Annotated in this window: 20 protein-coding genes; 3 read left to right on the top strand and 17 right to left on the bottom strand. The window is 61.6% G+C overall.

Annotated elements, in window-relative coordinates; all coding sequences use genetic code 11:
• Positions 1-309 precede the first annotated feature (309 nt).
• From C8K58_RS25675 to pstS, 6 genes are all read right to left on the bottom strand, one after another.
• The gene (locus C8K58_RS25675; protein ID WP_098479845.1) at positions 310-906 is read right to left on the bottom strand and encodes a hypothetical protein; all 597 of its coding nucleotides are present in this window, start codon (positions 904-906) and stop codon (positions 310-312) included.
• Positions 906-1,604 (bottom strand): hypothetical protein, encoded by a 699-nt coding sequence (locus C8K58_RS25670; RefSeq protein ID WP_027603520.1) that lies wholly within the window; start codon positions 1,602-1,604, stop codon positions 906-908. Before C8K58_RS25670 ends, C8K58_RS25675 begins: the two co-directional genes overlap by 1 nt.
• 55 nt (positions 1,605-1,659) lie before the next feature.
• The gene (gene pstB / locus C8K58_RS25665) at positions 1,660-2,421 is read right to left on the bottom strand and encodes a phosphate ABC transporter ATP-binding protein PstB (RefSeq protein ID WP_010210300.1); all 762 of its coding nucleotides are present in this window, start codon (positions 2,419-2,421) and stop codon (positions 1,660-1,662) included.
• Between the two features lie 76 nt (positions 2,422-2,497).
• Entirely contained in the window at positions 2,498-3,409 is a 912-nt protein-coding gene (pstA, locus tag C8K58_RS25660) for a phosphate ABC transporter permease PstA (RefSeq protein WP_027603518.1), read from the bottom strand.
• Entirely contained in the window at positions 3,409-4,374 is a 966-nt protein-coding gene (gene pstC / locus C8K58_RS25655; RefSeq protein WP_027603517.1) for a phosphate ABC transporter permease subunit PstC, read from the bottom strand. Before pstC ends, pstA begins: the two co-directional genes overlap by 1 nt.
• 74 nt (positions 4,375-4,448) lie before the next feature.
• Positions 4,449-5,477 (bottom strand): phosphate ABC transporter substrate-binding protein PstS, encoded by a 1,029-nt coding sequence (pstS, locus tag C8K58_RS25650; protein WP_027603516.1) that lies wholly within the window; start codon positions 5,475-5,477, stop codon positions 4,449-4,451.
• A 188-nt stretch (positions 5,478-5,665) separates the two neighbouring features.
• On the opposite strand from pstS, the gene ppk2 reads away from it, so the two are divergent.
• Positions 5,666-6,583 (top strand): polyphosphate kinase 2, encoded by a 918-nt coding sequence (gene ppk2 / locus C8K58_RS25645; RefSeq protein WP_065939673.1) that lies wholly within the window; start codon positions 5,666-5,668, stop codon positions 6,581-6,583.
• A 923-nt stretch (positions 6,584-7,506) separates the two neighbouring features.
• Here ppk2 and C8K58_RS25640 read toward each other — a convergent pair.
• The 10 genes from C8K58_RS25640 to C8K58_RS25595 form a co-directional block, all read right to left on the bottom strand.
• Entirely contained in the window at positions 7,507-9,306 is a 1,800-nt protein-coding gene (locus tag C8K58_RS25640; protein ID WP_108574578.1) for a glycosyl hydrolase family 28 protein, read from the bottom strand.
• Positions 9,307-9,348: 42 nt separating this feature from the next.
• Positions 9,349-9,717: a 5-carboxymethyl-2-hydroxymuconate Delta-isomerase gene (locus C8K58_RS25635; RefSeq protein ID WP_092488313.1), complete on the bottom strand. Its 369-nt coding sequence runs from the start codon at positions 9,715-9,717 to the stop codon at positions 9,349-9,351.
• Positions 9,718-9,778: 61 nt separating this feature from the next.
• The gene (gene kdgD / locus C8K58_RS25630) at positions 9,779-10,690 is read right to left on the bottom strand and encodes a 5-dehydro-4-deoxyglucarate dehydratase (RefSeq protein ID WP_027603513.1); all 912 of its coding nucleotides are present in this window, start codon (positions 10,688-10,690) and stop codon (positions 9,779-9,781) included.
• 197 nt (positions 10,691-10,887) lie between these two features.
• Positions 10,888-11,664, bottom strand: coding sequence for an ABC transporter ATP-binding protein (locus C8K58_RS25625; RefSeq protein ID WP_065939670.1), 777 nt, complete (start codon positions 11,662-11,664; stop codon positions 10,888-10,890).
• Between the two features lie 11 nt (positions 11,665-11,675).
• On the bottom strand, positions 11,676-12,515 hold the full coding sequence (locus C8K58_RS25620) for an ABC transporter ATP-binding protein (protein WP_065923972.1): 840 nt from the start codon (positions 12,513-12,515) through the stop codon (positions 11,676-11,678).
• A gap of 14 nt (positions 12,516-12,529) precedes the next feature.
• The gene (locus tag C8K58_RS25615) at positions 12,530-13,447 is read right to left on the bottom strand and encodes an ABC transporter permease (RefSeq protein ID WP_027603510.1); all 918 of its coding nucleotides are present in this window, start codon (positions 13,445-13,447) and stop codon (positions 12,530-12,532) included.
• A gap of 42 nt (positions 13,448-13,489) precedes the next feature.
• Positions 13,490-15,100 (bottom strand): ABC transporter substrate-binding protein, encoded by a 1,611-nt coding sequence (locus C8K58_RS25610; protein ID WP_108574577.1) that lies wholly within the window; start codon positions 15,098-15,100, stop codon positions 13,490-13,492.
• 45 nt (positions 15,101-15,145) lie between these two features.
• A complete protein-coding gene (locus tag C8K58_RS25605; protein WP_065923970.1) occupies positions 15,146-16,183 on the bottom strand; it encodes an ABC transporter permease in 1,038 nt (345 codons plus the stop codon).
• Positions 16,184-16,203: 20 nt separating this feature from the next.
• Entirely contained in the window at positions 16,204-17,814 is a 1,611-nt protein-coding gene (locus C8K58_RS25600; protein ID WP_027603507.1) for an ABC transporter substrate-binding protein, read from the bottom strand.
• A gap of 72 nt (positions 17,815-17,886) precedes the next feature.
• Positions 17,887-19,041 (bottom strand): mandelate racemase family protein, encoded by a 1,155-nt coding sequence (locus C8K58_RS25595; protein ID WP_027603506.1) that lies wholly within the window; start codon positions 19,039-19,041, stop codon positions 17,887-17,889.
• A 359-nt stretch (positions 19,042-19,400) separates the two neighbouring features.
• Here C8K58_RS25595 and C8K58_RS25590 point away from each other — a divergent pair, with 359 nt between their 5' ends.
• The gene (locus C8K58_RS25590) at positions 19,401-20,126 is read left to right on the top strand and encodes an oligogalacturonate-specific porin KdgM family protein (RefSeq protein WP_027603505.1); all 726 of its coding nucleotides are present in this window, start codon (positions 19,401-19,403) and stop codon (positions 20,124-20,126) included.
• Positions 20,127-20,207: 81 nt separating this feature from the next.
• Positions 20,208-21,041, top strand: a complete 834-nt coding sequence (locus C8K58_RS25585; protein WP_108574610.1) for an NAD(P)-dependent oxidoreductase — start codon at positions 20,208-20,210, stop codon at positions 21,039-21,041.
• On the opposite strand, the gene C8K58_RS25580 is transcribed toward C8K58_RS25585, so the two are convergent.
• Entirely contained in the window at positions 20,981-21,760 is a 780-nt protein-coding gene (locus C8K58_RS25580; protein ID WP_027603503.1) for a FadR/GntR family transcriptional regulator, read from the bottom strand. The two genes, C8K58_RS25585 and C8K58_RS25580, sit on opposite strands and share 61 nt — an antisense overlap.
• Positions 21,761-21,923 lie beyond the last annotated feature (163 nt).

The following is a 21,923-nucleotide window of genomic DNA, read 5'->3' as shown; positions in this document are numbered from 1 at the left end:
TTGCTGAATCCAGACTGGCATGGGCGAAAGTGCCGGTCAATAGGATGTATTTTCTGTGTATACAAATTGAATTCAGATAAAACACAAATTAAATAATATTTTTACTATTAGATTCAGGTAGTTACTGAAGCACAGCCGAAAGCTGACAGGTCGCTTACAGGAACGTATCGCGTCGCTTTTGGAATACCCGGTCGACACCAAAAAACGGCACAAGCCGAGAGCCTTCGCGAAAAATGCAAAAAAAAGCCACTCGTCTGAGTGGCTTGTTCTGCGATTGGAACGGGTAACGACCTGTGGATTGAGTGAGCCTCAGGAGGAAAATACTTGCGCAGGCTGCTTGTGCCTGACTGGCTGCTGTCGAGCGAGCTGCGCCTGAACCTGCGCGACCGCATCCAACACCCGCTGCGCCCAGTTTTCGTCCTGAGGGTCCACCACTACCACGCGAAAACCGTGGTCATGGCCTTCACTGCGCACGCCTTCGGAGTCATCCACATGCAGGTCGATGTCGAAGGCCGGGGGGAATTTCGAGGGTGCGTTCGACAGCCCGCGTGCCGTCAGGGCATGGTTGTGCAGCACGCTGTTGACCACGCCGTCGACGCGGATGCCGTAGAGCATCAGCCAGCGGCGGATATACGACGGCGTGCGACCGGACGAGGTGTAGACCCAGATGCTGCAGCCCTGGCGACGTAGCTCACGGGTCAGGGAACGCGTGCCGATCCGCAAGGGCTCACCCAGCCAACGGTGCACGCAGGCCGGCAGCCGGCTCGGCTCGACGTCGCAGTGGTGCAGCTGGCAGGCCAGGGTGTCGTCGATATCGAAGGAAATACGGATACGCGGGCGCTGCTGCATCGGCAGGATGCGCTGGAGGACCCGCCCTGCCCTGGCGAATAGGGGAGAACCACTCATCAATGGCCTCCTTGAAAAACGGGCGGGCGCGGGTCCTTGAGAAAAAACTTGTGCGGATCCGGCGCCTGTTCTTCCAGGAAGGCGGCGTATTTTTTCTTGATCTTGGGCAATTCGTACAACGCCTTGACTCCATGTTTGGCTGAGTTGCGGATCACCGACGAAGGGTTGAAGTAGCCCTCGGCGTTCTCCAGCGTCAGCACGAACGGCGGCAGGCCTGCACGCATCAGCAAATAGCTGACGATCAGCGAACCGCTGCGGTTGTTGCCTTCAATGAACAGCTGCGGCTTGCTGAGGATGCGTACATACACCCCGGCGGCGCGCTTCCAGACTGATTCACTGCGATACGCGCAGTACCAGTTGTACAAGTCCTTGATGCCGCCTTCGACATTGTTGAAGAAGTGTTCTTCGGTCGCCGCCAGGTGGTGGGCGTATTCCAGGCGCCGTGCCGGGTCGCTGCCACAGAGCACGGTGGCGTTGATCTCCAGCATCAGGTCCAGCTGCTGCAGGTCGAACAGGTCGACGCCCCGCGCGACATAGTCGTCAATCAGCGCGTAGCCTTCAAGCACGTTGTGCAGCACTTCGTCGGTCAACGGGTCGCGCGGCTCGGTAAAGTCCCGGCTGAGCTCGGCAAAGCGCTGTTGCACCTCACGCAGTGCGCGTTCAATCGCGGGCAAATCAAGGCGTCGTGTTGCAGGCATCGGCATTCCCATAAGCAGTTGAAAATACGGGAGCATCCCAGCTCCCGCAGGGGCATCAGCTGAACTTGCCGCTGATGTAGTCCCCGGTCATTTGTTCACGCGGGTTCTCGAAGATCTGCGCCGTCGGGCCCATCTCCACCAGGTAGCCGGTGCGCGTGCCCTGGGAAATATCCACCGAGAAAAACGCCGTGGTGTCGGCCACGCGGATGGCCTGCTGCATGTTGTGGGTCACCAGGGCGATGGTGTAGTCCTTCTTCAGCTCGACCATCAGCTCCTCGACCCGGCGCGTGGCGATCGGGTCAAGCGCCGAGCACGGCTCATCGAGCAACAGCACTTCCGGCTCGGTGGCGATGGCACGGGCGATGCACAGGCGTTGCTGCTGGCCACCGGACAGCGACAGGCCGCTGACCTTGAGCTTGTCCTTGACCTCATCCCACAGCGCGGCGCCTTGCAGGGCGTGCTTGACGCGGTCGCCCAGGTCGCCTTTGTAGCGGTTCAGGCGCAGGCCGAAGGCGACGTTGTCGAAGATGCTCATCGAGAACGGGTTCGGCTGCTGGAATACCATGCCGATGTAGCGGCGCACGACCACCGGGTCCACGCCCTTGCCGTAGACGTCCTGGCCGAGGAAGTGCACATGGCCCTCGAAACGGAAGCCCTTGACCAGGTCGTTCATGCGGTTGAGGCTACGCAGCACGGTACTTTTACCGCAACCGGAAGGCCCGATGAAGCCGGTGATCTTGTTCTTTTCGATCGGCACATGGCTGTCACGCACGGCCATGAAGTTGCCGTAGAAGATCTTGTCCAGCTTGCAGTCCATGACCACAGGCGCCTGGGTGACAAACGGAGCGGCTATTTGCGCAGTTGATACGTTCAAGATTCAGATGCTCCCGTTTTCAATACTTTGGCTTGCCGAAGATACGGCTCACGATATTCACGACCAGCACGATCATTACCAGTACCAGCGACGCCGCCCATGCGAGTTCAAGCTGGTTGTCGAAGGGCATGCCGGAGAAGTTGTAGATCAGCACGGCCAGGGAGGCCGTCGGGTTCATCACCGCCAGGCTGCCGTCGTGGTAGATCCAGTAGTTGCTGAACAGCGCGGTAAACAACAGCGGCGCGGTTTCGCCGGCGGCGCGGGCCACGGCGAGCATCACGCCGGTGAGGATTGCCGGCAGGCCGGTGGGCAGGACGATTTTCCAGATCACCTGGGAGCGGGTGCAACCCATGCCGTAGGCGGCGTCCTTCATGATCTTGGGCACCATGCGCATCGACTCTTCAGCCGTCAGCACCACGATCGGCAGCATCAGCACCGCCAGTGCCACGCCACCGGCCGGGGCCGAGTAGGTGCCGGTGGTCATCACCACCAGGGCGTAGGCGAATACACCGGCCAGGATGGAAGGCAGGCCGGTGAGCATCTTCGCGGCAAAACGCGCGGCGTTCGCCAGCTTGCTGTCCGGGCCCAGTTCGGCGAGGAAGATTGCCGCCATGATGCCGACCGGCACGGCGATGGCAGCGGCAATGCCGACCATCACGAAGGTACCGGCCATCGCGTTGCCGAAACCGCCGCCGGTCTCGAAACCGGTGGGCGGCAGCTCGGTGAACACTTCAAGGCTCAGGCGCGCACCGCCGCGGGTGATGAGCATGTAGAGCACGGAAATCAGCGGTACGCTGGCCAGCAGCGCGCCCGCCCAGACCAGGGTGGTCAACACCAGGCTGCGCAGGGCACGGCCTTCGAACCGGCGCTGGAGGCTGGGCATTGCGCCTGCGGGGGACGTCAGGTCAGTTGCAGCAGTGAGGTCAGTCATCACTTATTACCCCGTTGGGCGTACATCATGATCATGGAGCCGAAGATGTTGACGATCAGCGTGATCAACATCAGCACCAGTGCGGCGTACATCAATACTTCGATCTCGTTCGGCCCGGCTTCGGGGAAGTTCAGCGCCAGCAAGGCCGCCAGGGTGTTGGCCGGGGCGAACAACGACAGCGAGATGTTGTTGGCGTTGCCCACCAGCATGGCCAGGGCCATGGTTTCACCGAGTGCGCGGCCCAGGCCCAGCACCAGGGAACCGAAGATGCCGGTGGCGGCGGACGGCACCATCACCTTGAGAATCGCTTCCCAGTGGGTGGTCCCCATGCCGTAGGCGGCTTGCTTGGTTTTCATCGGCACGGCGGTGAGCGCATCCTGCGACACGGCGGCGATGGTCGGCAGAATCATGATGGCCAGTACCAGCGCCGCCGGGAGCAACCCAGGGCCGCTCAGGGACGTGCCGAAAAAGGGGATCCAGCCAAGTTCAGTGTTCAACCATGCGGTCAACGGCCGGATCGCCGGGATGACCACGTAAATGCCCCAGAGGCCGTAAACGACGCTGGGGATGGCCGCGAGCAGTTCGACGATGGTACGAAACACCGCCGCCAGCTTCGCCGGCAAAAAATCCTGGGTGAGGAAAATCGCCATGCTGACGCCGAAAACACCTGCGATCAGCAACGCGATAAAGGCACTGTAGAGCGTGCCCCAGATGGCCGGCAGAATGCCGTACTTGCCTTGGTTGACATCCCAGACGCTGCCCAGCAGCACGTCAAAGCCGTGCTTTTCCATGCCTGGAAGGGCCTTGCGCCCGACTTCGAACACCAGGGCAAACACCAACGCCAGCACCAGAACCACGCCTATTCGTGCAAGCGCACGGAAGGTGCGGTCAACCAGAAAATCCTTCGCAGAAGGTGGCTGGCAGGCAGAATCCGGGTTACCCGGTACGACAAACGGTGTGTTCATTGGCTGATTCCGGAACAGGGGGGTAACCCTCCCGGCCGGGCTGACAGCGCCCGCCGAGAGAGGCCTCACAAGCGTTACTGGATGTTGGCGGACGCTTTACGAACCTGATCGACCACCGACTTCGGCAGCGGGATATAGCCCATCGAATCGGCGATTTTCTGCCCTTCGGTCAGGCTGTACTCGACCATTTCACGCATGGCCTTGGCCTTGGCCGGGTTGCCGTTGTCCTTGCGGAAGATCATCCAGGTGTAGGACGTGATCGGGTAGGACTTGGCGCCGTCCGGGTCCGGCAGCCAGGCCACCAGGCTTTCCGGCATTTTCACCGCTGCCAGGGCTTCGGCACCGCTTTCGGCGTTAGGTACCACGTACTTGCCGGCCTTGTTCTGCAGCTGGGCAAAGTCAACCTTGGCCAGCTTGGCGAAACCGTATTCGATGTAGCCAATCGCGCCTGGGGTCTGGCGTACGGTGGCGGTCACACCATCGTTCTTAGGCGACTTGATGAATTTGTCGCTGGCTGGCCAGTTGACGGTGTTGCCTTCACCCAAGTCCTTCTGGAACTGCGGGTTGATGGCCGCCAAGTGCTTGGTGAATACGGCAGTGGTGCCGCTGGAGTCTGCACGCACGACCACGGTGATCGGCATGTCCGGCAGTTTCAGGCCAGGGTTGGCGGCGACGATCTGCGGATCGTTCCACTTGGTGATCTTGCCCAGGAAGATGTTGGAGTACACATCCCGTGGCAACTTAAGTTCTTTAGGATTGCCCGGCAGGTTGAACGCCAGGACGATTTCGCCTGCGGTCATCGGCAGCAACTGCACGCCTTCGGCGACCTTGGCGATGTCTTCGTCCTTCATGGCCGAGTCACTGGCGGCGAAGTCCACGGTTTTGTTCAGGAAGTCCTGTACACCCGCGCCACTGCCTTTGGACTGGTAGTCAACCGTGACGCCTTCGGTCTTCTTGCTGAAATCCTTGAACCAGGTGAGGTAGATCGGCGCTGGGAAACTGGCGCCAGAACCTGTCAGACGGACGTTCTCGGCAGCAAATACCGAGGTGGCACTTAGAGAAACCGCAACGGCGAGTGCAGCTGACTTCATCAGACGTTTCATTCAGGGAAATCCTTGTGATTACGGGCTCCCGGAACTTTGCAGCAGCTTTGTTACGCTTTTATGAAAATTGGGTGGCAAACCGCTATTTCGTCCCGTCTTTCCGCCACAGCCACGTATTTCGATGTAATTGGTTGGTAACAAAATGCGACTAAGACTTTGCCATCTCCCCCACGACGCGAGTGCCTCCCATGTCTGCAGTAGACGACGCCTTGATCCAGCGCATCCACCGAGAGCTGCTGGATCACAGTGACGAAGAGCTGGAACTGGAATTATCCGAAGACGGGCACGACCTCAACGCGCTGTTCGACGAGCACGTCGAGGAAAGCCCCGAGAAGGCCGCGCGCAGGATTTACTTCAGCGAACTGTTCCGCCTGCAAGGTGAACTGGTGAAGCTGCAAAGCTGGGTGGTCAAGACCGGCGCCAAGGTGGTGATCCTGTTCGAGGGGCGCGATGCCGCCGGCAAAGGCGGTGTGATCAAGCGCATTACCCAGCGCCTCAACCCACGGGTCTGCCGCGTCGCCGCCCTGCCCGCGCCCAACGACCGCGAACAGACGCAGTGGTACTTCCAGCGGTATGTCTCGCACCTGCCGGCCGCCGGTGAAATCGTGCTGTTCGACCGCAGCTGGTACAACCGCGCCGGCGTCGAACAAGTCATGGGCTTTTGCAACGAAGACCAGTACGAGGAATTCTTCCGCACCGTGCCGGAGTTCGAACGCATGCTCGCCCGCTCCGGCATCCAGTTGATCAAATACTGGTTCTCCATTTCCGACCAGGAACAGCACCTGCGCTTTCTCAGCCGCATTCACGATCCGCTCAAACAGTGGAAACTCAGCCCCATGGACCTGGAGTCGCGCCGGCGCTGGGAGGCGTACACCAAGGCCAAGGAAGTCATGCTCGAGCGCACCCACATCGCCGAAGCGCCATGGTGGGTAGTGCAGGCCGACGACAAAAAGAAAGCCCGCCTCAACTGCATCCACCACCTGCTCGGGCAGATGCCTTATGAGGAAGTGGAACTGCCGGTGATCGAGCTGCCGCAGCGGGTCAGGCAGGAGGACTACTCGCGCAATCCGACGCCGGTGGACATCATCGTGCCGCAGGTCTATTAACGCAGGACGCAATAGATTCCCCAGGGGTAGTTAAGAGCGAACACCATACCTGTGGTGAGCGGGCTTGCCCCGCGCTGGGCTGCGTAGCAGCCCCAATAAGAACGCCGCAGTGTGCCAGACAGTTCCTGGGCTGTGTTTTTGGGTTGCTGCGCAGCCCAGCGCGGGGCAAGCCCGCTCACTACGAGGGTCCATTCGCCATAACGTTTGCGCTTACGGTGCCGGGCTCCACCTCCTTGAACACCAGCCCTTGGCTATCACCCAGGGATAGTTAAGAGCGAACACCGGACCTGTGGTGAGCGGGCTTGCCCCGCGCCGGGCTGCGCAGCAGCCCCAATAAGAACGCCGCAGTGTGCCAGACAGTTCCGGGGCTGTGTTTTGGGGCTGCTGCGCAGCCCAGCGCGGGGCAAGCCCGCTCACTACGAGGGTCCATTCGCCATAACGTTTGCGCTTACGGTGCCGGCTCCACCTCCTTGAACACCAGCCCTTGGCTATCACCCAGGGGGAGTTAAGCGCGAACACCGGACCTGTGGTGAGCGGGCTTGCCCCGCGCCGGGCTGCGTAGCAGCCCCAATAAGAACGCCGCAGTGTGCCAGACAGTTCCGGGGCTGTGTTTTGGGGCTGCTGCGCAGCCCAGCGCGGGGCAAGCCCGCTCACTACGAGGGTCCATTCGCCATAACGTTTGCGCTTACGGTGCCGGGCTCCACCTCCTTGAACACCAGCCCTTGGCTATCACCCAGGGATAGTTAAGAGCGAACACCGGACCTGTGGTGAGCGGGCTTGCCCCGCGCCGGGCTGCGTAGCAGCCCCAATAAGAACGCCGCAGTGTGCCAGACAGTTCCGGGGCTGTGTTTTGGGGCTGCTGCGCAGCCCAGCGCGGGGCAAGCCCGCTCACTACGAGGGTCCATTCGCCCTAACGTTTGCGCTTACGGTGCCGGCTCCACCTCCTTGAACACCAGCCCTTGGCTATCGCTGACCTGCCATGGGTTGGCAGCGCCGGTCTGGCTGAAGACCACGTGGTCGAAGCGTGAGTCTTTCAGTCCATCGATACGCGCCTTGGCCGCGCCGCTGAAACGCACGCGCTCGAACACCAGGCCCTGATGGTAGGCGTTGTGCAAGGCATCACCCTTGACCTCGATCGCCGCTCCCTGGGCATTCTCGACGCTCACGTCGCTCACCCGGATGTCCTTGAACTGCCCCGCGATGGTTGAGCGCTGATAGTCGAGCTTGGCGTTCGGGTCGTTGTAGTCGAGGGTAAAAATGAACGCCTGCTTGACGGTATTGCGGATCGCCGAGTCGCGGAATGTGACGTTGCGCGCGCCGCCGCCCATGAAGTTGGTGCTCTTCATGCGCAACCCGGCATCGGTGCCGTCCGACACGTTGTCTTCGGCCAGGATGTTCTGGATCCAGGCACCGGTGTGGCTGCCGGCGACCACCATGCCATGACCCTTGCGGAAGTAGTTGTTGAAAATCCACGCGTCTTCCTGCGGCGGCTGGTGCACGGCGTCGGCACCGGTGCCGGCCGCAAAGTTCACGCAGTCATCACCGGTGTCGAAGAAGTTGTTGAACACCATCGCGCCCTTGCTGTTGGCGAACTCGATGCCGTCGCCGTTGTTGGCGTCGTAGGTCGTGTGGGTGGTGTTGGCCAGCACCACGTTTTCGGTCTCCAGGTTCATGATGCCGTGGAACGCCGGGTTCACCACGGTGAAGCCGCCGTAGAACACATTCTTCACATTGCGCAGGGTAATCAGCGAGGAGCGCATCTGCCCGTAGGCGTCCTTGACGTTCATGCCGCGTGCCACGGCCTGTTCCACCTGCGCCTTGGCGAGGATGCCGTCCCGGGCATAGCGGGTATTGTCACTGGGCAGGTAGAACGGCAGTGCCTGGCCACGTTCGTCGACGACATCGGCGTTGCGCTTCCAGCCATTGCCATCGAGGGTGCCCTGGCCGACGATGCGGATGTTTTCGAATGACTGATGCTGGCGCGGATCACGGGGCAACGCGTTGATCAGCGAGGCCGGGCGCACAGTGGTGGAATACGGGTACTGGATGTAGCCGGCCAGCGGGTAATCTTCGGCGCGCTCGGAGCCGAGCAGGGTCGCGCCTTCGGCGATCTCCAGGGTCATGTTGCTCTTGAGGTAGAGCGCGCCGCTTTTGTAGGTGCCTTCAGGCAGCAAGACTTTGCAACCGACGGTGCAGGCATCGATGGCGTTCTGGATCGCCTGGGTATCGAGGTGACTGCCGTCGCCTTTGGCGCCGTATTTTTTCACGTCAAATACCGCCGCAACCGGGGTGGTGCGTTGCAGCACCGGGGCGCTGTCGGCGGACTCCTTGCCGTTGCCGTCCACCGAACGCACGGTGAAACGGTACACAGTGTCGGGCTTCAAGCCTCGGGCAGTGAAGCTATGAATGCCGATGCGATGGTGGAAGTTGGCGGTGTCTTGCCGATAAAACTGGTCGATGTAGGGTTTGGCCGGTGACACCTGGTCATTGTTGGCATTCGCGCTGCCCAGCAGCGTGCCGTTGGCGTAGACCCGGTAATCCTTGATGCCGGCATGCTCGGCAGGTTTTTCCCACACCAGGATGATTTGCCGGTCATCAAAGGCCAGCGTCGGTACCTGCAGGTTTGACGGGGCTTGCAGCGCCCATGACAGCGGGCTGCATCCAACTGCCATCAGGGCCAGTGCGCAACGCACCGAGATGTTTTTCGAGGGTTGATACGGCATGTTGTTCTCCTTGTTTTTTGCCGGTATTCACACCGAGGGGCGCTACCTCTGCCGCCCGGATTCTTCGAGGTATTGGCTGCGATTGACGAAGGTCTCGCGGGGCATTTCGCGTACGTCCATGGACAGCGCGTCGACCTGCGGCAGCAGTTCAATCAGGGCGCCCAGCGTCGCCGAAGCCAGGCTGCGCTGTTGTTCGGCAGTGCGCCCGGCGAACAGGTACAGGGCGACGTGCACGAAGTCGTCTTGAGTGCTGCCGCAACGGTAATGGGTAAAGCCGTTGAGCCGCACCTTGATGTCGCCGGGCTTGAATACGCCGAAGCTGTCGAGGGCATCGTGTACGGTGGCCAGCAGGGTGTGTTCGCCGATGCGCTGGGCCAGGGCCGCCGGGCAATCGATGATGCAGTGGGGCATGGTCAAACCTCAGGTTGATGAAAGGACAGCGGCGCCACACAGGGCGCCGCAGACTGACAGCTTACTGGGCGCCCAGCGCCTTGATCAGCACGTCCAACTGCTCCACTTCTTGAGGCAGCAAGTCGGTCAACGGCGCGCGCACCGGGCCGGCGTCGTGGCCGACCAGGCGTGCACCGGCCTTGACGATACTCACGCCATAACCTTCGCAGCGGTTGCGGATCGCCAGGTACGGCAGGAAGAAATCATCGATCAAGCGGCCCACGGTGGCGTGGTCGTCGGCGGCCACGGCACGGTAGAAATCCATCGCGGTTTTCGGGATGAAGTTGAACACCGCCGAGGAATACACCGGCACGCCCAGGGCCTTGTAGGCCGCGGCATAGACTTCGGCGGTCGGCAGCCCGCCGAGGTAGGTCAGGCGATCGCCGAGGCGACGACGGATCGACACCATGGATTCGACTTCACCGATGCCGTCCTTGAAACCGATCAGGTTCGGGCAGCGCTCGGCCAGCTGCTCGAGGCTGTCGGCATTGAGACGGCACAGGTTGCGGTTGTACACCACCACGCCGAAATCCACCGAATTGCACACCTGCTCAACGTGGGCCACCAGGCCTTTCTGGCTGGCTTCGGTGAGGTAGTGAGGCATCAGCAGAATACCGGCGGCACCGAGGCGCTCGGCCTCCTGGGCGTAGGCGATGGCCTGACGAGTCGGCCCCCCTGCCCCGGCGAGGATGGGCACCTGGCCCCTGCAGGTGTCCACGGCAGTCTTGATGATCTGCGTGTATTCCTTGGCTTCCAGGGAGAAGAATTCCCCGGTGCCCCCGGCCGCGAACAACGCGCTGGCGCCGTAGGGTGCCAGCCATTCCAGGCGGCGGGCATAGGTGTCGGCACGGAAGTCACCGGCCGCGTCAAAATCGGTAACCGGGAACGAGAGCAAGCCGGAAGACAGGACTGTTTTTAGTTCTTGTGGCGTCATGTTCGCAAACCTCAAATCAAAAAATAAAGGGATACCTTAAGAGGTACGTCATCGTACAACTACAAATGATTGTTAGCTAGTCCTAAGTGCCTTAGTTCGCACCTTTAGATTTAACTCAATAAAAACAGCACATTAATCGCATTTCATAGTAATCAGCGCATGACCAATCAAGCATAGTCATACGATGACTACAGAAATCAGCCGACCCGCCGTCGCTCAGACTCCTGGCTGAAGTCACGACTGGCCTGCACCAGCATGCGCGTGTAGTCGTGCACGGCCTGGTCCTGGCTCAAGGCCTGGCAGTCGAGCAATTCGACGATCCGGCCGTGCTGCATCACCGCCACCCGGTCGCACAAGTGAGTGACCACCCCCAGGTCATGGGTGACCAGCAGATAGGTGAGTTTCTCGCGCTGGCGCAGGTCCGCCAGCAGGTTGAGGATCTCGGCCTGGACCGACACATCCAGGGCCGAGGTCGGTTCATCCAGCAACAGCACGCGGGGCTCAAGGATCAACGCGCGCGCGATCGCCACCCGTTGGCGCTGCCCACCGGACAACTGATGGGGATAGCGAAAGCGGAAGCTGTCGTTGAGGCCGACCTTGAGCAGGATCTCGTTGATCCGGTCGTCCTTGTCCCCTACCCCGTGGATAATCAGCGGCTCGCGCAGGGCGGTGTCGATGGTGTGCCTGGGGTGCAGGGAGCCGTAGGGGTCCTGGAAGACCATCTGCACTTTGCGAAAGTGCTCCTTGGGAATCTTGTGCTGCAACGGCGCGCCGGCGATGCTCAGCTCGCCGTTCCAATGCCGGTATTGCCCGGCCAGGCAGCGCAGCACGGTGGTCTTGCCCGAACCGGACTCCCCCACCAGGCCGAACGATTCGCCGTCGGCGACACTCAGGCTCACATCGTGCAGCACCTGGTTGATGGCAGCGCCGGTGCCGAAACTCAGGTTCAAGGCGTGCGCTTGGATCATAGGCATGGTCAGGTTCCTTATTGAGTCAGCCAGAGTGGATCGCGCTTGAGCACCGGCAGGTGCACGCGACGGTTATCCATGCTCGGCAGCGCGGCCAGCAGGCCACGGGTGTAGGGATGCTCGGCGTATTGCAGGTCGCAGGCAGCCAGGGATTCGACGACGCGCCCGGCGTACATCACTAGCACGCGGTCACAGTAGTTGCGCACCAGGTTGAGGTCGTGGCTGACAAAAATCAGCCCCATCTGCTGCTGGTCTACCAGTTCTTCCAGCACGTTGAGCACTTGCTGGCGCACCGAGACATCCAGCGCCGACGTAGGCTCATCGGCAATGATCACTTCCGGACGCGTGATCACCATCATCGCGATCATGATGCGCTGGCCCATACCGCCGGACACCTCGTGGGGGTACAGGTTGTAGACCCGCTTCGGATCGCGGATGTGCACCTGCTCGAGCATCTGCATGACTCGCTCGCGCGCATCACTGCGACTGGCCTTGTGGTGGGCCAGGTAGGCTTCGGCAATCTGGTCGCCCACCTTGACCACCGGGTTCAGCGAGTACTTGGGGTCTTGCATGATCATCGAGATACGCTGGCCGCGAATCTTCTGCATCGCCTTTTCACTGGCCGAGAGCAGGTCGACCTCGCCAAACGCCATGGCCTTGGCGGTGATTCTGGCGCTGGGCGGATGCAGCTTGAGCAGGCTGCGCCCGACGGTGGACTTGCCTGAGCCGGACTCACCGACAATCGCCAGTTTCTCCCGACCCAAGGTAAAGGACACATCGCGCACGGCGTGGGTTTCTTTCTGGCCACTGACGAAGCGCACATTCAGCCCTTCGACATTCAGCTTGATGGCAGACATAAGGTGTTCTCCGATTATTCGCTGCGCGGATCAAGGATGTCCCGCAGGCCATCGCCCAACAGGTTGAAGGCCAGGCTGACCAACATGATCGCCGCCCCGGGAACCGCCACAAGCCACCAGCACTCGAGCATGTAGCGGCGCCCGGTGGAAATCATCGCGCCCCACTCCGGCAGCGGCGCCTGGGCACCCAGGCCGAGGAAGCCCAACGCGGCGGCGGTGAGGATGATCCCGGCCATGTTCATGGTCAGGCGGATGATCACCGAGGACAGGCACATCGGCACGATATGGCGCAGGATAATCCGCGCCGGCGACGCGCCTTGCAGCTCCACGGCGACGACAAAGTCGGCGTTGCGCAGGGACAGGGTTTCAGCCCGCGCGAGCCGCGCAATCGGTGGCCATGAGGTCAAGGCAATCGCCACCACCGCATGCTCCAGGCCAGGGCCCAGGGCGGCGATAAAGGCCAGCGCCAGGACCAGGCTGGGGAAGGAAATAAAGATATCGGTCAGGCGCATGAACACGGTGTCGACAGCCCCGCCGAAGTAGCCCGAGACGGTGCCGATAAACAGCCCGATGGGACCGACGATCACGGTTACCAGGGCAATGATGTACAGCGTGATCCGCGAGCCATAGACCAGCCGACTGAAAATATCCCGACCGTATTCGTCGGTGCCGAACCAGTGCGCCGAGCCCGGCGCTTGCAAGGCTGTGGCGAGGTTTTGCGCGACCGGGTCGTGGGTGGCGATCCACGGCGCAAAGGCCGCGACCACCACCAAGAGCAGCGCAACCAGCAGGCCCGCCAGGGTCATGGGGTTGCGCAACAGGTGACGCAGCACCCGCAGGCCGCTCTTGCAGAAGGCATCGAAACTGGAGCCCGGCGAGCGATCCACCGGCCGCTTCGCCGCCGTGTCGATGGAAGACAGATTGGCATTCATAAGCATCTTCTCTGTGTGAATTCTGAAGGGCCGCAGCCCCACTCAACGCTGCTTGTAGACACCCAGGTAGCGGGTGGCCTCGGCATCGTCACCACTGAAACCCTTGACGTCGGCAGCGCTGACCACGGTGTCGGTCATCTGCGAGATCATCAGGATCGGCCCCACCTGCTGGTCATAGAGCGTCTGCGCCTGGTGATACAGGCTGACCCGCTGTGCCGAATCGCGCGTCACGCCCGCCTGGTCGATCAGGCTGTTGAGCTGCGGATTGAAGAACGAAGCGCGCCAGCCCTGGAAGTTCGGCAAGCCGGCGTCATCGCTGTTGTCGGGGTTGTAGGCGAAGGTGCGCAGGCTGAAATACGGATGGGGATAGCGCTCGGCGCCACGGGCCACGATGATCTCGAAATTGCGCGCGCGCATGGCGCCGTAGACCTGGTTGCCGGTGCCGGTGACGATGCTGGCCTTGATCCCGCCTTCGGCCAGGGTCGCTTGCAGGCGCGCGGCGATGTCAATGAACGGCGGCTCCGACAATGTACGAATGGTGGTGTTGAAACCGTCGGGGTAACCCGCCTCGGCCAGCAGCTTTTTCGCCTTGGCCACGTCCATGTGATAACCCGGATCCGGCAAGCGCGCTTCCAGCCCCAACTGCATCGGCTGCTGATTGAGCTTGCCGTAATACGGCATCACCTGTTCATCCAGGCCCTTGTAGTCGATCAGGTTGCGCACGGCTTCCCGCACCTGAGGCTTGGCAAACTCGGGTTGCTTCATGCTCATCGCCACGTAGTACATGGTGCCGCGTGGCAATGACTGCACCTGGATCTTGTCCGAGCCGTCGATGGCGCGAATGTCCGGCGCCGCCATGCCGTAGGCCAGGTCGAGGTCGCCGCGTTCGAGCATCAGGCGCAAGGATTGGGATTCGGTCATGTGCCGCACCACCACGCGCTTGAGCTTGGCCGCGCCGCCCCAGTAGCCGTCGAAACGGGTCAGCAGCAGCGAATCGTTGGCGCTCCACTTGGTCAGCACGAAGGGGCCACTGCCGGCCTCGTTGGTCACCAGCCAGCCGGCGCCGAGGTCGCCGTTTTTCTCATGGGCCAGGGCCGTCTTGCGGTCCACTACCACGGCGCTCGGCGAGATCGCCAGGGAGTCCACCAGCAGCAGCGGGTCCATGGTCTGCGGCAGGTCGATGACCAGGGTGTGGGCGTCCGTGGCGCGGATCAGCGACTGGATATTCTCGACGCTGTAGCCGTAGGCCTTCCAGGTGGTGGCCAGGCCGAAATTGAGCTTCATCACCCGGTACAGCGACCACGCCACGTCCTCGGCGGTCAGCGGGTTGCCCGAATGGAATTTCACATCCTGGCGCAGATGAAAGGTCACCTGCTTGCCGTCTTCGCTGATGTCCCAGCGTTCGGCCAATTGCGGCAGGTGTTTTTCCGGGTTGCCCTGGTCACGCTTGATCAGGGTGTCGTAGAGGTTGGCGTTGACGCCGGAGGCATCCAGGCCAGGCGCATTGGCTGGGTCGATGGAGAACAGGTTGACCATGCTCATGCCGACGATCAATTGATCGGCGGGGGTCTTGGCGCTGGCCGTTGTCATCGGCCCAAGGGCGAGCATCGCCGTCAACAGGCCAAGGTGCAGTGTTGAAAATACCGTCTTCATGCAAAATTCCTTCTTTTTATAGTTTTATCGGTACGGCGCAGTGCGTTAACGGGTGCGGGGGTCGAACACCTTGTACAAGGCGTCGCTGATCAGGTTGAGCGCGACGAAAATCAAGCCGATCACCAACACGCAGCCCATCACCGCGTTCATGTCGCCGAGCATCAGGCTGCTGGTCAGGTACTGGCCGAACCCCGGCCAGGCAAACACGGTTTCGATCAGCACCGCGCCCTCCAGCAACGAGCCGTAGGCCAGCGCAACCACCGTCAGCAACTGCACGAGGATGTTGCGAAACGCATGCCCCCACACCACCTGGCGCCGGGACAAGCCCTTGACCCGCGCGGTGATGATGTACTCCTGGGACAGCTGCTCGAGCATGAAGCTGCGGGTCATGCGGCTGATATACGCCACCGAGTTCAGGCCGAGGATCAGCGCCGGCAACACGATGTGGCGCAGGGCGCTGGCGAAGGCCTCCCAGTCACGTGCCAGGGTCGAGTCGATCAGCAGCAGGCCGGTGACCTCGGGCACCATGCCGTCATAGGCCAGGTCGATGCGCCCCGCTCCACCGGCCCAGCCGAGCCAGGCGTAGAACACCAGCAACCCCATCATGCCCAGCCAGAAAATCGGCGTGGAGTAGCCGAACAAGGTGATCACCCGCGCCACGTGATCGCCGAGGCGCCCCTGGTTGCTGGCGGCACAGACGCCCAGGGGCAAACCGATCAGCACGCCGAACAGAATCGCCAGGGTGGCCAGTTCAATCGTCGCGGGGAATACCCGCAGGATATCGTCCAGTACCGGGTGGCCGGTCAACAGCGCATTGCCGAAGTCACCGTGGAGCAGGTCATTGAGGTAAAGACCGAATTGGGTCCAGATCGGCTTGTCCAGGCCCATCGACCGGTACACCTGATCATAGGTGGAACTGTCGGCATCCGGCCCGACGACCGCCAGCACGGGGTCGAGCGGCATGACCCGGCCGATGATGAACGTCAGGGCCAGCAGGCCGAGCAAGGTCACCAGCACCGTACCCGCGCGCCGGGCCGTGTTGGACGCGCGAGCGCCCATGACAGAGGCAGTCATAACAAACATAGTGAGCTCCTGATAATCGGTCAGCGCTTCTTGTAGACGTCTTTGTAGCGCGTGGTCGCGGCGGTATGGCCCTGGAAGTCGGCCACGTCTTCGTACACCACCACGGTGTCGGTCATTTGCGAGACCGGCAAAATGGCCCCGACCTGCCGGTCGACCTGCTCCTGAATGTCGCGGTACTGGGCCAGTTGCTTGCCTGTGTCAGGCTCGACTTCCGCGCGCTCGATCAGCTGGTTCAGCTCGGGGCTGTAGAAGGATGTGCGCCAGCCCTGGAAGTTGGTGAGCTTGGCCTCATCGCGGTTATCCGGGTTGTACACCAGCGTACGCAGGCTGGAGTGCGGATGCCGTTCGGCCCCGCCACCGCCGCGGCCGACGATGATGTCGAAGCTGCGCTCACGCATTGCGCCATAGATCTGGTTGCCCGTGCCGGTGATGATGCTGGCGTCGATACCGGCCTGGGCCAGGGTCGACTGCAGGTTGGAGGCAATGTTGATAAACGGCGGTTCGGCGAGCACGCGAATGGTGGTCTTGAAACCGTTCGGGTAACCGGCCTCGGCCAGCCAGGCCTTGGCCTGCTTGACGTTGAGCGTGTAACCCGGATCCGGCAGGCGCGCGGCCAGGCCCAGGGGCAGCGGCCGTTGGTTGATCACGCCGTAATGGGGCATGACGGTCTGGTTGATGCCCTGGTAATCGATCAGCGCACGCACGGCCTTGCGCACGCGCGCATCGGCAAACATCGGTTGCTTCACACTCAGGGCGACGTAGTACAGGGTGCCGCGCTGCAAGGTCTGGGTGCGGACCTTGGCGCTTTTCTGCAGGGCTTCGATATCCGGCGCAGACATGCCTTTGGCGATGTCCAGGTCGCCGCGCTCGATCATCAGGCGCAACGACTGCGACTCGGTCATGTTGCGCATGACGATGCGCTTGAGCTTGGCCGGGCCGCCCCAGTACCCGTCGAAACGGCTCATCAGGATCACGTCGTTGGCGCGCCAGTCATTGAGCACGAACGCACCGCTGCCGGCGGCGTGAGTCACCAGCCAGGCGGCGCCCATGTCGTTGTTCTTCTGGTGTTCGAGGACTTTTTTGCGATCGAGGACAAACGCACTCGGCGAGGTCGCCAGGGTGTTGAGCACCAGCAGCGGGTCGGTGGGCCGGGGCAGCTCGATCAGGAAGGTCGAGGCATCCGTGGCACGCATGTAGCGCTCGACGTTCTCGGCGGTAAAGCCGTAGGCCTTCCAGGTGGAGGCCAGTGCGAGGTTGAGCTTGAGCACGCGCTGCAACGACCAGGCAACGTCTTCGGCACTCAGGTCATTGCCGGACTGGAATTTCACGCCGGTGCGCAGGTTGAAGGTCAGGGTCTTGCGGTCATCACTGACCTGCCAGCGCTCGGCGAGCGCCGGTACCAGGCGATCCGGCTGGGCGACGTCCTGCACCAGCAACATGTCATAGAGGTTGGCGTTGATCTCCGACACGTCCAGGCCGGTGGCCGCCGCCGGGTCGAGGGACAGCAGGTTTATCATGCTCATGCCGACGATCAATTGATCGGCCGGGGTTTTTGCGAAGCTTGCAGGTACAGCGGTGACAGCCAGCGCGGCGACGAACACCCGCGCCCACAGCGAAGGGAAAATGCTCATAACAAGAGTGCCTTTTTTATATTTATAGGGCTCTTGATCAGCCCGACTGATGCCGGACTGACCCTGTACACGTCAGAAGCTTTTAAGCGTATTGGTCTCGATGAAGTTGAAATCGATGTCTTCACCCAGGCCCGGCAAGTCGGACAGGTGCACAAAACCGTCGTTGTCCATCGGGTCTACCAGACGCTTGAGGTAGGCCGGCACTTCGTCGTAATCCAGGTACGGGTGCAACAGGCCACGCTCATACCAGGTGCAGTTCTTGATCGCGCCGACCACGGCCAGGTTGGCCGCACCGTTGCCATGAATCTCGCAATCCATGCCGAAGGATTCAGCCAGGTGCGCAACCTTCAGGCACGGCGCAATGCCGCCGACGCCCGCCACACCGGCGCGCAAGATATCGCACACATCGTGCTTGACCCAACTGGCACGGGCGAGGTGTTTGCCGGACAGGGTTTCCGGGCCCAGCACCGGAATGTCCAACTGCCCCGCCAGCCAGGCATAGGACTCGGCGGACTCTTCCATCATCGGCTCTTCGAACCAGGCGAAGTCGAGCTTTTCCAGCTCACGCCCGATGTACAGCGCTTCGGTGCGGCTGTACCAGTGATAACCGTCGAGCATCAGGGCGATGTCCGGGCCGACCGCTTCGCGTACCGCCGCACAAGCCTGCACGTCGATGCGCGGGCTCGGGGCGAAGGACACCGGCGGCATCCAGGTGTGCAGCTTGATGGCCTTGTAGCCGCGTTGCACCAGGGTCTCGGCAAAACGCCCGTAGTCTTCAGGGGTGGCCAGGCCACCGGGCAGTTCGTCGCCACACATGGTGGAGCCGTAGGCCGGCACCTTGTCGCGGAAACCGCCAATCAACTTGTGCACCGGCACACCCAGTTTGCGCCCGGCCCAATCCCACAGGGCCTGCTCCACCAGCGCCAGGGCGCGGTCGGTCAACTGGCTGGCACTGCCGCGCTGCCAGTGCGCGAGGTCGTGCCAGATCTTTTCGCGATCGAAGGCGTTCTGCCCCACCAGCACTTTGCGCACGAAACCATCCAGTACATACGGGCGAATCAGTTCAGGGGCGCCGAAGGCATAACCCTCCTGGCCGTCTTCGGTCTGGATGCGCAGCAAAGCCATCTGCGCCTGGGTGACATCACCCGGGTGTGCATGGCCGGCACTGTCCACTGCGCGGCGGGTCGGGTAGGAAAATACCTGGACGTTGACTGCTGTGATTCTCATGGACGTCGTAAGCCTTCTTATTGGATTTGTGACGGAAGTGTCGTCTGTTGCGACCGATCATAGGTCATCGTACAACACTTGAAAAGACCCAATAACCCGCCCCTCTTCTGCATGCATTTTCAGTAAATCCCGGCAAAACCCTTATTTTTAAAGACAACCAAGGAATAACCTGGATTGCTGTAAAGCCCTATTCACTGGGCACATATATTTCGAGATGTTTCAAAACCATCAATAACCCATAGACGAGTCATCTTGTCGTACGATAACGTATGTCGGCACCTTAGATGAGAGCCATACGCAACAACCCACTGCCGTAGCAACCGTCAAACGACCCTAACAAAAACAAAAAAGAAGACCGTATGAACACCACCCTACGCACGCTCGTTACTGCCCTGACCCTCGGCCTGCCGCTGTATGTCAGCGCTGACTCCGCCAGCATCAACTACCGCCACCAGTTCACCGAGGAGGACAGCGCCCACGCTGACCGAATCAAGCTCAACTACCGCCTGGACAGTGGCCTGGGATTTGAAGCGGAAATGAAATACCGCACCGCCGGAGACCGTGAAGACGTCGCCTACGACAACATGGTCAACAACGGGCACGAGTTCACCGTGAGCTACAACTACAAACTCAGCGCGCAATCGACGTTGACCCCGGCGTTCCAGATGGACAGCTCGAAAGACTCGACCACCTACAAGTTCGGCCTCAAGTACAACTACAAGATCAACGACGCCTTCTACGCCGCCACGCGCTATCGCCTGGATGCCAAGAAGCTGGACCGCGACCAGGTCAACAAGGACTTGCCCGACCACATCAAGGATGACCAGACCACCCATCGTTTCGAGGGCTGGCTCGGCTACACGCCGGCCAGTAAGTGGGCGTATGAATATCAGTTCATCTACTTCAAGACTGACTACATCCGCTACGACAACAAGAAGAGCGATTACGAACAGAACCTGATCGTCAAATACAAGCTCAACAAGGAATGGGCCCCGTTCATGGAGATTGGTGATGTGAAGGTCAACGCCACGTCCGAAGACCGCCAGGCGCGGTGGCGCCTGGGCATCCAGTACAACTTCATGTAAAGCCCCCACGACTTGCCTGGCGAGTGCGCATCGCTCGACAGGCAAGCCACCTGCATCCAGCTTTCAATGGAAGACCTGACCATGACCACACCACCCAAACCCTTCACGCGCATCTTGCTCACCGGCGCTGCCGGCGGCCTGGGGCAAATCCTGCGGAACACCTTGCAGGCCCATGCCGACATCGTCCGCGCATCGGACATCAGCCCCATGGCCCCCAGCCGTGGAGAGCACGACGAGGTGATCACCTGCAACCTGGCCGACAAGGCCGCCGTGGCGGCACTGGTCACCGGCGTCGACGCCATCGTTCACCTGGGCGGGATTTCCGTGGAGCGGCCGTTCGAGGAGATTCTCGACGCCAATATTCGCGGCACATTCCACATTTACGAGGCGGCGCGACAGCAGGGGGTCAAGCGGATTGTGTTTGCCAGTTCCAACCACGTCACCGGTTTCTATCCCCAGGACGTTGAACTGGACGTGCACTCACCGCGCCGTCCGGATGGCTACTACGCCCTCTCCAAGGCTTACGGCGAAGACCTGGCGGCGTTCTACTTTCACCGCTATGGGATTGAAACCGTGAGCTTGCGCATCGGCTCGTCGTTCCCCGAGCCGCGCAACCGGCGGATGCTGTCGACCTGGCTGAGCTACACCGACCTGGACCACCTGGTGGCGCGCGCCCTGCTGGCCAAGGATGTGGGACACAGTGTGGTGTATGGCGTCTCGGCCAATCGCGATCGCTGGTGGAGCACCCGGCACACCGAGCACCTGGGCTTTGCGCCCAAGGACAGTTCGGAAGCGTTTCGCGCCAAGGTCGAGCAACAACCGCCAGCGCCGGCCGATGAACCGGGCAGCCGGCTTCAGGGCGGCGCGTTCACCGCGGCCGGGCCGTTCGACAATTCGGCGGCGGCGGCTTCATAGGCCCGACGCATACGCTCGCGGCTGTTGGACAGGTGCAGGCGCATCGCCGCCCGAGCCGCATCGGCGTCACGGCGCAGGATGGCTTTGTAGATGTCCTCATGCTCACGGCTCAAGCGCTCCAGGAAGGGCTCCTTGTTGGCGTTGGCCAGGCGTTTGGAGTGCAGGCGTGTACGCGGCAGGATGTTGAGCCCCAGGTGCAACATGATGTCGGTGAAATAGCGATTGCCCGTGGCCAGCGCGATCTGCTGATGGAACTGAAAGTCTGCCGACACCGCGTAGTCGGCACTCACCGCCCGTGAGTTGAGCGCATCCAGCGAGTCGCGCATCACCTGCAATTGCTCATCGGTGCGCCCCACGCACGCCAGGCCGGCAGCCTCCACCTCCAGGCTGATGCGCAACTCCAGCACGGCCAGCACATCCTGCAAGGTCACGATGCTGTCCGGGTCGATGCGAAACCCGCTGGGGCTCGGGATATCCTTCACAAAGGTGCCGACGCCGTGCCGGGTTTCCACCAGGCCCGAGGCCTGCAGGCGCGAAATGGCCTCGCGCACCACCGTGCGGCTCACCCCATGTTCGGCCATCACTTCGGATTCGGTGGGCAGCTTGGTGGCACGCGGCAGCTCACCGGAACAGATGCGCCGGGAAAGCTCGGTGACCAGTTCTTCGGCCAGGCTGCGGTGCCGGCGGCGAACGGTGGGCTGGACGTTCGGGTTGTCCATCAAGAACGGGTATCTCGGTTGGCGGAGGAACGCGCATCATAGCGCATTCGGTTGTACGACAACTCTCCCTGTGGCTCCCAGCGCGTCCCACAACGCGAAAAGCCCCTGCCAGACCGCCCTCGGCAACTGCCGAGCGGACTAAAAAATGTGCAGGATTGCTCGA

Origin of the sequence: Pseudomonas sp. GV047, assembly GCF_003058245.1 — a bacterium.
Classification (GTDB): domain Bacteria; phylum Pseudomonadota; class Gammaproteobacteria; order Pseudomonadales; family Pseudomonadaceae; genus Aquipseudomonas; species Aquipseudomonas marginalis.
The sequence above is the reverse complement of the archived record's forward strand: the minus strand, read 5'-3'. Positions and strand labels throughout refer to the sequence as shown.

Coding starts and splice junctions, on each gene's coding strand:
- C8K58_RS25675 (WP_098479845.1), bottom strand. CDS start 906: ATGAGTGGTTCTCCCCTATTCGCCAGGGCAGGGCGGGTCCTCCAGCGC.
- C8K58_RS25670 (WP_027603520.1), bottom strand. CDS start 1,604: ATGCCTGCAACACGACGCCTTGATTTGCCCGCGATTGAACGCGCACTG.
- pstB (WP_010210300.1), bottom strand. CDS start 2,421: ATGGACTGCAAGCTGGACAAGATCTTCTACGGCAACTTCATGGCCGTG.
- pstA (WP_027603518.1), bottom strand. CDS start 3,409: ATGACTGACCTCACTGCTGCAACTGACCTGACGTCCCCCGCAGGCGCA.
- pstC (WP_027603517.1), bottom strand. CDS start 4,374: ATGAACACACCGTTTGTCGTACCGGGTAACCCGGATTCTGCCTGCCAG.
- pstS (WP_027603516.1), bottom strand. CDS start 5,477: ATGAAACGTCTGATGAAGTCAGCTGCACTCGCCGTTGCGGTTTCTCTA.
- ppk2 (WP_065939673.1), top strand. CDS start 5,666: ATGTCTGCAGTAGACGACGCCTTGATCCAGCGCATCCACCGAGAGCTG.
- C8K58_RS25640 (WP_108574578.1), bottom strand. CDS start 9,306: ATGCCGTATCAACCCTCGAAAAACATCTCGGTGCGTTGCGCACTGGCC.
- C8K58_RS25635 (WP_092488313.1), bottom strand. CDS start 9,717: ATGCCCCACTGCATCATCGATTGCCCGGCGGCCCTGGCCCAGCGCATC.
- kdgD (WP_027603513.1), bottom strand. CDS start 10,690: ATGACGCCACAAGAACTAAAAACAGTCCTGTCTTCCGGCTTGCTCTCG.
- C8K58_RS25625 (WP_065939670.1), bottom strand. CDS start 11,664: ATGCCTATGATCCAAGCGCACGCCTTGAACCTGAGTTTCGGCACCGGC.
- C8K58_RS25620 (WP_065923972.1), bottom strand. CDS start 12,515: ATGTCTGCCATCAAGCTGAATGTCGAAGGGCTGAATGTGCGCTTCGTC.
- C8K58_RS25615 (WP_027603510.1), bottom strand. CDS start 13,447: ATGAATGCCAATCTGTCTTCCATCGACACGGCGGCGAAGCGGCCGGTG.
- C8K58_RS25610 (WP_108574577.1), bottom strand. CDS start 15,100: ATGAAGACGGTATTTTCAACACTGCACCTTGGCCTGTTGACGGCGATG.
- C8K58_RS25605 (WP_065923970.1), bottom strand. CDS start 16,183: ATGTTTGTTATGACTGCCTCTGTCATGGGCGCTCGCGCGTCCAACACG.
- C8K58_RS25600 (WP_027603507.1), bottom strand. CDS start 17,814: ATGAGCATTTTCCCTTCGCTGTGGGCGCGGGTGTTCGTCGCCGCGCTG.
- C8K58_RS25595 (WP_027603506.1), bottom strand. CDS start 19,041: ATGAGAATCACAGCAGTCAACGTCCAGGTATTTTCCTACCCGACCCGC.
- C8K58_RS25590 (WP_027603505.1), top strand. CDS start 19,401: ATGAACACCACCCTACGCACGCTCGTTACTGCCCTGACCCTCGGCCTG.
- C8K58_RS25585 (WP_108574610.1), top strand. CDS start 20,208: ATGACCACACCACCCAAACCCTTCACGCGCATCTTGCTCACCGGCGCT.
- C8K58_RS25580 (WP_027603503.1), bottom strand. CDS start 21,760: ATGGACAACCCGAACGTCCAGCCCACCGTTCGCCGCCGGCACCGCAGC.